The 13,030-nt window shown below is 71.8% G+C and carries 6 protein-coding genes; 1 reads left to right on the plus strand and 5 read right to left on the minus strand.

Features of this window, described 5'->3' with window-relative positions:
- Positions 1 to 70: 70 nt before the first annotated feature.
- The 5 genes from secA to AB0B50_RS35465 all read right to left on the minus strand — a co-directional run bounded on the left by secA (position 71) and on the right by AB0B50_RS35465 (position 11,238).
- Positions 71 to 2,776, minus strand: coding sequence for a preprotein translocase subunit SecA (gene secA / locus AB0B50_RS35445; protein WP_362340084.1), 2,706 nt, complete (start codon positions 2,774 to 2,776; stop codon positions 71 to 73).
- Positions 2,777 to 2,926: 150 nt separating this feature from the next.
- Positions 2,927 to 4,864 (minus strand): acyl-CoA dehydrogenase family protein, encoded by a 1,938-nt coding sequence (locus AB0B50_RS35450; protein ID WP_362339946.1) that lies wholly within the window; start codon positions 4,862 to 4,864, stop codon positions 2,927 to 2,929.
- A 260-nt stretch (positions 4,865 to 5,124) separates the two neighbouring features.
- Positions 5,125 to 6,570: an aldehyde dehydrogenase family protein gene (locus AB0B50_RS35455; protein ID WP_362339947.1), complete on the minus strand. Its 1,446-nt coding sequence runs from the start codon at positions 6,568 to 6,570 to the stop codon at positions 5,125 to 5,127.
- Between the two features lie 310 nt (positions 6,571 to 6,880).
- Positions 6,881 to 8,572 carry a PucR family transcriptional regulator gene (locus tag AB0B50_RS35460; RefSeq protein WP_362339948.1) on the minus strand — a complete coding sequence of 564 codons (1,692 nt, stop codon included), beginning with the start codon at positions 8,570 to 8,572 and terminating at the stop codon, positions 6,881 to 6,883.
- A 278-nt stretch (positions 8,573 to 8,850) separates the two neighbouring features.
- Positions 8,851 to 11,238 (minus strand): ATP/GTP-binding protein, encoded by a 2,388-nt coding sequence (locus tag AB0B50_RS35465; protein ID WP_362339949.1) that lies wholly within the window; start codon positions 11,236 to 11,238, stop codon positions 8,851 to 8,853.
- Between the two features lie 275 nt (positions 11,239 to 11,513).
- Here AB0B50_RS35465 and gabT point away from each other — a divergent pair, with 275 nt between their 5' ends.
- Positions 11,514 to 12,848 carry a 4-aminobutyrate--2-oxoglutarate transaminase gene (gene gabT / locus AB0B50_RS35470; RefSeq protein ID WP_362339950.1) on the plus strand — a complete coding sequence of 445 codons (1,335 nt, stop codon included), beginning with the start codon at positions 11,514 to 11,516 and terminating at the stop codon, positions 12,846 to 12,848.
- Positions 12,849 to 13,030 lie beyond the last annotated feature (182 nt).

Below are 13,030 nucleotides of genomic sequence, written 5' to 3' on the forward strand. Positions count from 1 at the left end.
TTGTGGCCGCAAGACCTGTCCGCCCCGACAGTGCGGCCCCCGATGTGGTGTACGTGGCGTGCGGCACGCGTCACCGGCGCCGGTCGCGGCGGTCGGCGGGGCCGTCGTCCGCGGCCTCGAAGTCGCCCTCCACGACGCCCTCCGCGGTGTCCATCGTGGGCGCCCTGAAGTGAAGTTGGCCGCCGTTCTGCCTGGGCTTCAGGCCCTTGGCGCTGATCTCCACGGCGTCCCGCACGGGCTGCTCCCGCTGCTCGACGCGGACCTCCAGGTTGAAGAGGTAACCGACGGACTCCTCCTTGATGGCGTCCATCATCGCGGCGAACATCTCGTACCCCTCGCGCTGGAATTCGAAGAGGGGGTCCCTGCCGAGGTAGGACCGCATCCAGATGCCCTCCTGGAGGTAGTCCATCTCGTACAGGTGCTCGCGCCATTTGCGGTCGAGGACGGAGAGCACCACGCGGCGCTCCAGTTCGCGCACGACGTCCTCGCCGAGCTCGCGCTCGCGTTCTTCATAGCGCGCGTGCATGTCGTCGGTCAGGGCCTCTCGGATGAGGTCGGCGCTCACGTCGGCTCGGGTGCCCGCCTCCACGTCGAGGTCCTCGACGGTGACGCGCATGGGGTAGAGCTGGCGGCAGGCGCTCCACAGCCGGTCCAGGTCCCACTCCTCGGCGAAGCCCTCGGCGGTGGCCGCGGCGACGTACCCCTCGACGGTGTCCTCCATGAAGTGGTGGATCTGCTCGCGGAGGTTCTCGCCCTCCAGGACGCGGCGGCGCTCCTTGTAGATGAGGCCGCGCTGGCGGTTGAGGACCTCGTCGTACTTGAGGACGTTCTTGCGGGTCTCGAAGTGCTGCTGCTCGACCTGGGACTGGGCGGAGGCGATGGCGCGGGTCACCATCTTGTTCTCGATGGGGACGTCGTCGGGGACGTTGGCCATCAGCATGACCCGCTCGACCAGCTCGGCGCGGAACAGCCGCATCAGGTCGTCGCCGAGCGAGAGGTAGAAGCGGGACTGGCCGGGGTCGCCCTGGCGGCCGCTGCGGCCGCGCAGCTGGTTGTCGATGCGGCGCGACTCGTGCCGCTCGGTGCCCAGCACGTAGAGGCCGCCGAGCTCCTTGACCTCGGCGTGCTCGGCCGCCGCTTCGTCGGCGATGCGCGCCAGGGCCTCGCGGTACGCGTCGGGCGCCTCGTCCGGGGTCAGTCCGCGCTCCTTGAGCTCGGCCTCGGCCATGGCCTCGGGGTTGCCGCCGAGCATGATGTCGGTGCCGCGGCCCGCCATGTTCGTGGCCACGGTGACGGCTCCCCTGCGCCCTGCCTGCGCGACGATCTGCGCCTCGCGCCGGTGGTTCTTGGCGTTGAGCACCTCGTGCCGGATGCCGCGCGCGGCCAGGAGCGCGGAGAGGTGCTCGGACTTCTCGACGGAGACGGTGCCGACGAGGATCGGCTGGCCCTCGTCGTGCCGTTCGATGATGTCGTCGACGACCGCCTCGAATTTCACGGACTCGTCGCGGTAGATGACATCGGCCCTGTCGGCGCGGACCATCGGCTTGTTGGTCGGAATGGGCACCACGTGGAGTTTGTAGATCTGATGGAACTCGGCGGCCTCGGTCATGGCCGTTCCGGTCATTCCGGAGAGCTTTTCGTAGAGGCGGAAGAAGTTCTGCAGGGTGATCGTGGCGAGCGTCTGGTTCTCGTCCTTGATCGTCACCCCTTCCTTCGCCTCGATCGCCTGGTGGACGCCTTCGTTGTAACGGCGTCCGGCGAGAATGCGTCCTGTGTGCTCGTCGACGATGAGGACCTCGCCGTCGGTGACGACGTAGTCCTTGTCCTTCTTGAAGTGCTCCTTGGCCTTGAGCGCGTTGTTCAGCTGGCCTATGAGGGACGTGTGGGCGGAGTCGTAGAAGTTGTCGATGCCGAGCTGGTTCTCCAGGAATTCCACTCCGCTGTCGAGGACGGCGACGGTGCGCTTCTTCGGGTCGTACTCGTAGTCGTACGCGGTGCGCAGCTCGGCCAGTTCGAGTTTGCGCTGCGGGGTCGTGAACTTCTCCTCCTGGATCGCGACGCCCTTCATCCGCCGCACGGCGTCGGCGAAGAATCCGTACCAGTGCGTGGGCTGGTCGGCGGGTCCCGAGATGATCAGCGGGGTGCGGGCCTCGTCGATGAGGATGGAGTCCGCCTCGTCGACGATCGCGAAGTGGTGCCCGCGCTGCACCAGTTCATCCTGTGACCAGGCCATGTTGTCGCGCAGGTAGTCGAAGCCGAATTCGTTGTTCGTGCCGTACGTGATGTCGCAGGCGTACGCCTCGCGGCGCTCGGCCGGGCTCATCTCGGCCTTGATCACGCCGACGGTCAGACCGAGGAACCGATAGGCGCGGCCCATCCACGCCGCGTCACGCGCGGCCAGGTAGTCGTTGACCGTGACGAGGTGGACGCCCTTGCCGGTGAGGGCGTTCAGATAGGCGGGCAGCGTCGCGGAGAGGGTCTTTCCCTCGCCCGTCTGCATTTCGGCGATGTTCCCGAGGTGGAGCGCCGCGCCGCCCATCACCTGGACGTCGAAATGCCGCATGCCGAGGGTGCGCCGGGCGGCCTCGCGGACGGTCGCGAAGGCCTCGGGGAGGAGATCGTCGAGGCTCTCCCCCTCGGCGTACCGCTCTTTGTACTCGTCGGTGAGGGCCCGCAGTTCGGTGTCGGAGAGCTGCTCGACGTCCTCCTCGACGGAGTTGACCAGATCCCTGATCCGTTCGAGCCTGCGCAGCATTCGGCCTTCGCCGGCGCGCATGATCTTTCCGGTGAGGCGCTCCAGTTTGAGGACGGACAACGGAATCCCCCCTGGGCTCGCAGGCCGGTCCGCCCATTGTGGGCGGGGCCGCAACTCACAGCAAGCGGACCGGTTTACGGGCGGGGCGGAATACCGCACGCGCGAAGGGAATCAGCGAATGGGGCGGTGGACGTTCTCGTGTTTCGAGGGGCCGGGGGCCGCTTCCGCGATCCACGGTCCGTCTCCGGAGGGGTCGATGATTCCCGATTCGAGCCAGGTGTACGTGCCCGAGAGGACGCCCTTGACGACCTTGCGGTCCAGTTCGTCGGTGTTGGTCCACAGCCGGTCGAAGAGCTCGTCGATCCGGATGCGGGACTGGCGGCAGAAGATGTCGGCCAGTTGGTACGCCTCGCGGCCGTACTCCTCGGTGGTGCGCAGGAGTTCGGCGCGCACGCACGCGGCACTCATCGCGAAGAGCTCGGCGCCGATGTCGACGACGCGGCCGAGGAAGCCCTGCTTGGTCTCCATCTTTCCCTGCCAGCGGGACATGGCGTAGAAGGTGGAGCGGGCCAGCTTGCGGGCGCCGCGTTCGACGTAGCGCAGGTGGCCGGAGAGGTCCGTGTGGCCCGCCGGGTGGAACTCGGCGTACGAGCGGGGGAGTTGGCCGGGTCCGGCGACCAGCTTCGGCAGCCAGCGGGCGTAGAAGCCGCCCGCCTTCGCGCCCGCCTTGGCCTTGTCGGAGAGCGACTTGTCGGGGTCGATGAGGTCGCCCGCGACCTTGAGGTGGGCGTCCACGGCCTCGCGGGCGATCAGCAGATGCATGATCTCCGTGGAGCCCTCGAAGATGCGGTTGATGCGCAGGTCGCGCAGGACCTGCTCGGCGGGGACGGCGCGCTCGCCGCGGGCGGCCAGGGACGCGGCGGTCTCGAAGCCGCGGCCGCCGCGGATCTGGACGAGCTCGTCCGCCATCAGACAGGCCATCTCCGAGCCGTACAGCTTGGCGAGGGCGGCCTCGATGCGGATGTCGTTGCGGTCCTCGTCGGCCATCTGCGAGGAGAGGTCGAGGACGGCCTCCAGCGCGAAGGTCGTCGCCGCGATGAAGGAGATCTTCGAGCCGACGGCCTCGTGGTACGCGACCGGCTTGCCCCACTGCTCCCTGGCGGCCGACCACTCGCGGGCGATCTTCAGACACCACTTGCCCGCGCCGACGCACATCGCGGGCAGCGAGAGCCGCCCGGTGTTGAGGGTGGTCAGGGCGATCTTCAGTCCCGCCCCCTCCGGGCCGATGCGGTTGGCCGCGGGAACCCGGACCTGGTGGAAGCGGGTCACGCCGTTCTCCAGGCCGCGCAGGCCCATGAACGCGTTGCGGTTCTCGACGGTGATGCCCTCGGACGCGGCCTCGACGACGAACGCCGTGATGCCGCCCTTGTGCCCTTCGGACTTCGGCACCCGCGCCATGACGACGAGCAGGTCCGCGACGACGCCGTTGGTGGTCCACAGCTTCACGCCGTCGAGGACGTAGTGGTCGCCGTCGGGCACCGCCATGGTGGCCAGGCGTGCCGGGTCGGAGCCGACGTCCGGCTCGGTGAGCAGGAACGCGGTGATGTCGGTGCGGGCGCACCGCGGCAGGAAGGCGTCCTTCTGCTCCTGCGTCCCGAAGATCTTCAGGGGCTGCGGCACGCCGATCGACTGGTGTGCCGAGAGCAGCGCGCCGATCGCGGGGTTCGCGGAGCCGACCAGGGCGAGGGCCTTGTTGTAGTAGACCTGTGTGAGGCCGAGCCCGCCGTACTTCGTGTCGATCTTCATGCCGAGCGCGCCGAGCTCCTTGAGGCCTTCGATCACCTCGTCGGGGATCTTCGCCTCGCGCTCGATGCGGGCCGAGTCGATCTTCGTCTCGCAGAAGTCGCGGAGCTTGGCGAGGAACTCCTCGCCGCGCTGCGCGTCCTCGTCGGGCGGCAGCGGATGCGGGTGGATCAGGTCGAGCCTGAAGCGGCCGAGGAAGAGTTCCTTGGCGAAGCTGGGCTTGCGCCAGTCCTGCTCGCGGGCGGCCTCGGCGACCTGCCGGGCCTCGCGTTCGCTCACGGACGGTTTGGAGGTTGGTGCGGACATGAGGAGCTCACCTCGCCGCGGAGTGGGGCCGTCGGACCGGTTGGCCCGATCTTGACCCGGTCGGTTACTGACTGGTGCTACTGGATCGTTGGTACCCGATTCGTCCCGGCCCCACCAGTCCTCGCGCAGCGTTCGGCGCACGCCGCTCCTCGCGCGGCGTTCGGCGCACGCCGTGCCGGCGCGCGGGCCGGCGCGCGTACGAGAACGGCCGGAACCCCCGCACAGTGGGCTCCGGCCGTCGTCCTTCGAGGACGCGGGTCCTACAGGGCGAGGCCCGTCAGGACCATGACCCGCTCGTAGGTGTAGTCGTCCATCGCGAAGCGGACGCCCTCGCGGCCCACGCCGGACTGCTTGACGCCGCCGTACGGCATCTGGTCGGCGCGGTAGGACGGGGCGTCGCCGATGACCACGCCGCCGACCTCCAGGGCGCGGTGCGCGCGGAAGGCGGCCTGCAGGTCGTGCGTGAACACGCCTGCCTGGAGGCCGTACTTGGAGTCGTTGACGGCGGCGAACGCCTCTTCCTCGCCGTTCACCTTCTTGAGGGTGAGGACAGGGCCGAAGACCTCTTCGCAGGCGATGGTCACGTCGGCCGGTACGTCGGCGAGCACGGTCGGCGCGTACGAGGCGCCGTCGCGCTTGCCGCCGGTGAGGACCTTGGCACCCGCCGCGGCCGCCTCGTCGACCCAGGACTCCACGCGCTTGGCGGCGTCCTCGCTGACCAGCGGGCCGACCTCGGTCGCCGGGTCGGACGGGTCGCCGGTGACCTGGGCCTCGACGGCCTTGATCACGCGCGGCACGAGCCGGTCGTACACGGAGGCGTCCGCGATGACCCGCTGCACGGAGATGCAGGACTGGCCGCCCTGGTAGTTGGAGAACGTCGCGATGCGCGAGGCGGCCCAGTCGAGGTCCTCGTCCGAGGAGTAGTCGCCGAGGACGACGGCCGCGCCGTTGCCGCCGAGCTCCAGCGTGCAGTGCTTGCGCGGCACCGAGTCCATGATCGCGTAACCGACCTTCTCGGAACCGGTGAAGGAGATGACCGGCATCCGCTCGTCCTGGACGAGGGCGGGCATCTTGTCGTTGGCGACCGGCAGGATGCTCCACGCACCGGCGGGCAGGTCGGTCTCGGCGAGCAGCTCGCCGAGGATCAGGCCGGAGAGCGGGGTGGCCGGGGCCGGCTTGAGGATGATCGGCGCGCCGACGGCGATGGCCGGGGCGATCTTGTGCGCGCAGAGGTTCAGCGGGAAGTTGAACGGCGCGATGCCGAGGACGACGCCCTTGGGGAAGCGGCGGGTCAGGGCGAGGCGGCCCTGGCCGCCCGCGTCGGTGTCCAGGCGCTGGGCCTCGCCGCCGTTGAAGCGGCGGGCCTCCTCCGCGGCGAACCGGAAGACGGAGATCGCGCGGCCGAGCTCGCCGCGGGCCCACTTGATCGGCTTGCCGTTCTCGGCGGAGATCAGCTGGGCGATCTCCTCGGTGCGCTCGACCAGGCGGTTCGACACGTGGGTGAGGGCGGCGGCACGGACGTGGGCCGGGGTCGCGGCGAACTCCTCGCGCACGGCGTACGCGGCGGCGACGGCCTCCTCGACCTGGGCGTCGGTCGGGACGGCGGCCTTGCCGACGAGCCGCCCGTCCCAGGGAGAGGTGACGTCGAAGGTGGTCTCGCCGGTGGTCTGGCGACCGGCGAGCCAGAAGGCGTGGATGGAAGTCATGTCGATTCCCGGCCCTTCCGCGGAGGTGTGTCTGGGGGTACGTCCCTCACCGTAGGGGCAGGGGAAGCGGCTGACGTTTGTCCGACGCGGAGTACTGGTCCCTGGGCCTGCACCGGTTTGTATGGGGCGGGGCGGGGGGGTGGTCTTGGGCTGCGGGCCGGTGGGGGCTGGTCCGGGGGACGTTCTTGAAACTGCGGGCCGGTGAGGACTGGTCCGGGGGACGTTCTTGAAGCTGCGGGCCGGTGAGGGCTGGTCGCGCAGTTCCCCGCGCCCCTTGCGGGGCGGCCCTTTCAGTGCGAGCCCATCGATTTCAGTCCGATCCCATCGACGTCGCCTTGAGCGACAGCCACAGCTCCATACGGACGTCCGGGTCGTCCAGGGAGCGGCCGAGGATCTCCTCGACCCTGCGCATGCGGTACCGCAGGGTGTGCCGGTGGACGCCGAGGTCCGCCGCCGCCGCGTCCCACTGGCCGTGCCGGGAGAGCCAGGCCCGCAGCGAGGCGACGAGGTCGCCGCGGCCGGTCGCGTCGTGCTCGTGCAGGGCCCGCAGGAGGCCGTCCGCGAACGCCCGCACCGCGTCGTCCGCGAGCAGCGGCAGGACGGATCCGGCGGCCAGTTCCTCGTGCTCGACCAGGGCACGGCCGCGCCGCCGCGCGACGGACAGCGCCTGTTCCGCCTGCTTGTACGCGCTGGCCGCGGCGATCGGCCCGGCCGGTGCGGACAGGCCCATGACCAGCTCGGCCTCCTCGCCGGACGCGGTGGCCTCGCGGGGCGCAGCTCCGCGACCCGCCTCCAGCGCGGCCGCGTACTCCGCGCAGGCCCGCACTCCGGCGCCGCCGTCCACCGCGAGCAGCACGAGCCGTTCTCCGTACGGGACCACGAGCAGGGCCTCGCCGGAGCGTGCGGCCGCGGCCTCGACGACGTCGACGAGCGCGGCCAGCGGATCGGTGCCGGTGGCGCCCGCCGCCGCCAGGACCACGGCCGCGGGCAGTGCCGCTTCCTCCGGCGCGTCGGCCTCGGGCACGGCGCCCTCGGCTCCCGCCCGCACCCGTGCCGCCGACGCGGACGCCACCTCGGCGACGACGAGACGGAAGGGGGCGTCCAGGAGCCCGCCGTACAGGTCCCCGGCGACGGTCCGCGCATGGTCGGGCTCCCCCGCGAGGAGCATCCGCAGCACGGCGGCGCCGATCCGCTGCTCGGCGGCGTGCAGCGAGCGGGACCGCTCCGTGGTCAGGGTCAGCAGGGCGACGGCGGAGTGCACCGCGTACCGCTCGGCGGTGCCGAGGGCCGCTGCCGTGCCGACGGCGAGCGCGGCCCGCGGCCTGCGTCCGGTGCCCAGCGAGTGCAGCTCCACGCGGTCCTCGGCGCCCGCGACGACGGAGCTCGCGGGGGCGGGCCGCTCCCTGAGGCGCTCGACGTCGGAGGTGAGGCGGGCGGCCCGGCGCGAGGCCCACTCGGGGGCGGTGGCGACGACGGCACCGGACGCGTCGTAGAGCGCGGCCCAGCCGTCGACCTGTCCGGCGAGGGCGAGCAGCAGCCCTTCGGGGCCGTCGCTCAGCGCCTGCTTGGTCAGCTCGCGCTGGGCGGCGAAGCCCGCGGTCACCGCGCGGTACTGCTCGGCGGCGATGGAGGCGGAGACGGCCTTGCTGATGGCGAGGAACGGCGTGCGCCGGGGCACCTCGATGAGCGGCAGGTCGGCGTCGGTGGCGGCGTCGAGCAGGGCCTGGGGGATGTCGGGGTAGTGCACGCCGACGGCGAAGCCGAGGCCGACGACGCCCGCGCCCGCGAGCCGCTTCACATAGCGGCGCATGGCCTCCGGGTCCTCCGCGTCCAGCTTGAGCGCGGTGATCAGGAGGAGCTCGCCGCCCTCCATGTAGGGCACGGGGTCGGCGAGTTCGCTGGCGTGTGCCCAGCGGACAGGGGTGTCCAGGCGTCCCTCGCCGGCCCGCACGGTCAGCTTGAGCGCGGAGTGGTGAACGAGCGAGGCGAGCGTGGGCGGCATGGGACCTTCAGGTCTGCGGCGGGCGGGCGGCGGGCGCCCGGCACCCCGGGGGTCCGGGCACCGGGATGTGGATCTTTTGGCCGGTCCGTATGAACGACCTGTGTCGATTCTGCCTCACCGTACGGTGCCGACACGACGGAAGGCGTCGTAATGAGCGGAAGGCACCGCACGTAGCCGCCCCTGGCGGGAAGGCACCGCAGATACCGCCCCTGGCGGGAAGGCGCCGCACGTACCGCCCGCACGTACCGCCCCTGATGCCCTTCCTCGCCGAAAGCCGCCTATCCCCGGAGATCCACCAGGAGCGGCGGCGCGTGCTCGCCGTCCACCGTGGTCAGCGAGAGCACGGCGTGGCCGGGCGGCAGGGAGTGGGCCAGGTCGGAGGCGGACCAGCGTTCGCGCTCGACCTTGCGGACGGTGACGGCGTCCGTCGTGACCGCCTTGCCGGTGACCAGCTTGCGCAGCGAGTGCAGCGCCCGGGTCATCGGCTGGTCGGCGAAGACGGTGTGCTGCGCGACTTCCTTGGTCTCGATCCACTCGGTGCCCCACGCCTCGGTGAAGCGGCGCCCGTCCCAGGTCGTCACGCCGGAGAACGCCATCCGGCAGCCGACCGCCGCGTACAGCGGGCCCTGGAGCGCCTCGGGCACCTCACCGATGGTGCGCAGGCCGAGCACGACGCCCGCGTTCAGCGACCGCAGCCGCTGGATGGCGCGCACGCTCTCCGCGGTGAGGGTGCGCGCGGCGTCGTCGAGGACCAGGCAGGCGAAGTGCGGCCGCCGGGCACGGCCGCGCGCCACGTACGCGAACTGGGCGAGCAGCAGCCGGGCGAGCAGCCGCGAGGCCTCCTCGTGGCCGTGCTCGGGCAGATCGATCCTGACCCGCAGCGGGTGGTGGGCGACGGCCCGCATCGAGAAGGGGCGCCCCTGGCCGCCCGGGTCGAAGAAGTCGGCGAAGGCGGGCCTGTCGAGGAGCGCGATCCGGTCGGCGAGCGCGGGGCCCGGGTCGTTGGGGGCGCCGGACTGGCGGACGCGGGCGTCCAGTTCGCGGCGCATGGCGGTGTGCTCGCCGGTGGCGAGGCCCGCCTGAAGGGTGGCGAGACCCGCGGGGTCCCCTTCGAGCAGTTCGCGCAGTACGGGGACGGAGGGGAAGCGTCCGTGGAGGGCGCGGTAGGGGCCGAGCAGTTGGGCGAGGGCGGTGGCGGCGCGCCGTGTGTCGACAGCCTCCAGGTCGCCGACCAGGCCTTCGGCGAGGAAGGCGGCCGCCTCGTCGGCGTCGGCGCAGTCCGCGTACAGGTCGATGTCGTGGACGGACGTCGGGTCGCCCGGCTTGACCACGACGTCGTACGCGTCGTCGGCGCCGAGGGCCGTGCCCGCCGCGCACACGGCGACGACCGCGCACCGCCCGGTGAGGGCGCCCAGGGCGAGGGACTCGGCGAGGGGGTGCATGAGCCGTCCGGTCTTGCCCGCGCCGGAAGGGCCCACGGCGAGCAGCGAGGTGCCGAGGACGGCGGGGTCGAGCGCGGCGTAGGAGCCGCGTACGGCATGGGGGTTGCGCTCGTCCTGGGCGTAGCGGCCGATCCTGACCTGGCTCACGAGCAGGTCGTGGGTGGCGGTGCGGGCGGGCAGGTCGCGCTGGCCGGAGGGGTGCGTCCAGGAGGCGGCGCCCTTCCTGGCGACGGTGTCCACGAAGGCGGCCAGGGCGCCCGGGTCGGGGGCCGCGGTGCGCCAGGCGTGGGAGACGCGGGCGCAGTCGACGTCGTTCATGCGCCCGCTGAGCAGTTCGGCGGAGAGCAGGTCGGCGGCCTTGTCGTGCCCCGCGGCGCGCAGTTCGGGCCAGTGGGCGCGGGTCGGGGCGTCGGCGGGGCGGGGCGGGGCGGCGGGCCGCCGTGCCGGGGCGGACCGGCTCTCGCGGATGGCCTGCCACCAGCCGCCGATCCGGGCGAAGGGCCACAGCACGGCGAGCGTGACCACCACGTACACGGTGTCGGTGAGCACGGGCGAGGTCAGGGCCTCGTATCCCCCCGCGACGAGGACGATCAGGGACAGGACGGGATCGACGACGGGCAACGGCCTGATGTCGAGCCCCAGGGCGCTCGGCCAGACGAAGAGCAGAACGGCGACCGCCCCGACGGAGGCGAGCACGGAACGGGCGGGCTGCGGTCGCCGCACCACGAAGTGCCGGATGGCTTCGGGCCAGGCGCCGAGCCGCCCCACGGCGTAGATCACGGCGCCGAAGACCACGCCGTCGTAGACGACCTTGACCTCCTTGCCCTGCCACCCCTTGGGCTGGGCGCTGCCCGCCCACCACCACTCCCCCGGCGTGAACAGCTTCAGCAGGGCCCACTGGTAGGGGATGCTGCCCTGCCGCCACAGCGACCAGAACACCAGGCCGAGCACGGTGGAGATCACCATGCCGACGACGAGGCGCCGGTCGGTGCCTTCGGGGGCGGGCGCGGCCGGGGGCCGGTAGTCGTAGCGCCAGATGCCGGGCCCGGTCTTCGGGCGGGGCGCGGCGAGCCAGTCGGCGACGGACGAGGAGAGTTCGGCGCCGGGCGGCTGCCGGGGCATCGGCGGTGTGGCGGGGGCGGCGGGGACAGCCGGCGGAGCCGGGCGCGGCACCGGCGCCGCCCGCCGCCCGTCGCGTGCCCCGTGCGTGCCCTCGGTGTCCATGGCCCTTGCCCCCTGACCTGCCGGTCCGTCCGTCGATCCGGGGTCAATCTAGTGCCCCCGGGAGGGGAGTTCACCGGTTACGCGCCCGGTCGGTACGGACGGCGGGGCACCGACATGTGTCCAAGTCGGACAACGCCACGGAACAACCCCACCCCGATGGAGCATGACCGGCTCCGCGCCCCGCCCCTAATCTGCGAGGAAACCCCCCCGAAGAACCAGGCGAAACCGGAATCAGCCCCGGGGTAGCCGTCCAACCCCAGAATCAGGAGCCCCGCATGAGCGAGATCCCGCAGGAGCGCCGCGTCGTCACCGCCATCCCCGGTCCGAAGTCGCAGGAGCTGCAGGCCCGCCGTACCGCCGTGGTCGCCGGTGGCGTGGGCTCCGTGCTGCCCGTCTTCGCGGCGCGCGCCGGTGGCGGCATCATCGAGGACGTCGACGGCAACCGTCTGATCGACTTCGGCTCCGGCATCGCCGTGACCTCCGTCGGCGCCTCCGCCGAGGCCGTGGTGCGCCGCGCCTCCGCGCAGCTGGCGGACTTCACCCACACCTGTTTCATGGTCACGCCGTACGAGGGCTACGTCGCCGTCGCCGAGGCGCTGGCCGAGCTCACGCCGGGTGACCACGAGAAGAAGTCGGCGCTGTTCAACTCGGGCGCCGAGGCCGTCGAGAACGCCGTCAAGATCGCCCGCGCGCACACCAAGCGCCAGGCCGTCGTCGTCTTCGACCACGGCTACCACGGCCGCACCAACCTCACGATGGCGCTGACCGCCAAGAACATGCCGTACAAGCACGGCTTCGGCCCGTTCGCGCCCGAGGTCTACCGCGTCCCGGTCGCCTACGGCTACCGCTGGCCGACCGGCGCCGAGAACGCCGGGCCCGAGGCCGCCAAGCAGGCCATCGACATGATCAACAAGCAGGTCGGCGCCGACAACGTCGCCGCGATCATCATCGAGCCGGTGCTCGGCGAGGGCGGCTTCATCGAGCCCGCCAAGGGCTTCCTGCCCGAGATCGTGAAGTACGCGAACGACAACGGCATCGTCTTCGTCGCCGACGAGATCCAGTCCGGCTTCTGCCGCACCGGCCAGTGGTTCGCCTGCGAGGACGAGGGCATCGTCCCCGACCTGATCACGACGGCCAAGGGCATCGCGGGCGGTCTGCCGCTCGCCGCCGTGACGGGCCGCGCCGAGATCATGGACGCCGCGCACGCGGGCGGCCTCGGCGGCACCTACGGCGGCAACCCGGTGGCCTGCGCCGGTGCGCTCGGCGCCATCGAGACCATGAAGGAGCTCGACCTCAACGCCAAGGCGAAGGCGATCGAGTCGACGATGAAGGCCCGGCTGACCGCCATGGCCGAGAAGTTCGACATCATCGGCGACATCCGCGGCCGCGGCGCCATGATCGCCATCGAGCTGGTCAAGGACCGCACGGCCAAGGAGCCGAACCCGGAGGCCACCGCGGCCCTCGCCAAGGCCTGCCACGCGGAGGGCCTGCTCGTCCTCACCTGCGGCACGTACGGCAACGTCCTGCGCTTCCTGCCGCCGCTGGTCATCGGCGACGACCTGCTGAACGAGGGCCTGGACATCATCGAGGGCGCCTTCGCCCGCGTCTGATTCACCCGCGTCCGACTCACCCGCGTCTGGACTCGCCCGCGTCCGGATTCGCCGCGTCCGACCGGCCGAACACGCCTCGGGGCGGGCTCCGCATCGGCGGAACCCGCCCTGACGTGTGTGGACCGCGCGCGGTGATGGAACCGTGACCTGGGGTGACCGTCGGGGCGTGTGAAGAAGGTGTG

Source organism: Streptomyces sp. NPDC041068 (genome assembly GCF_040647455.1).
GTDB lineage: Bacteria > Actinomycetota > Actinomycetes > Streptomycetales > Streptomycetaceae > Streptomyces.

What these genes read in the sequence shown, in the direction of transcription:
- AB0B50_RS35460 (WP_362339948.1), bottom strand. Translation starts at nt 8,572, where the DNA reads ATGCCGCCCACGCTCGCCTCGCTCGTTCACCACTCCGCGCTCAAGCTG.
- AB0B50_RS35450 (WP_362339946.1), bottom strand. Translation starts at nt 4,864, where the DNA reads ATGTCCGCACCAACCTCCAAACCGTCCGTGAGCGAACGCGAGGCCCGG.
- gabT (WP_362339950.1), top strand. Translation starts at nt 11,514, where the DNA reads ATGAGCGAGATCCCGCAGGAGCGCCGCGTCGTCACCGCCATCCCCGGT.
- AB0B50_RS35455 (WP_362339947.1), bottom strand. Translation starts at nt 6,570, where the DNA reads ATGACTTCCATCCACGCCTTCTGGCTCGCCGGTCGCCAGACCACCGGC.
- AB0B50_RS35465 (WP_362339949.1), bottom strand. Translation starts at nt 11,238, where the DNA reads ATGGACACCGAGGGCACGCACGGGGCACGCGACGGGCGGCGGGCGGCG.
- secA (WP_362340084.1), bottom strand. Translation starts at nt 2,776, where the DNA reads ATGCGCGCCGGCGAAGGCCGAATGCTGCGCAGGCTCGAACGGATCAGG.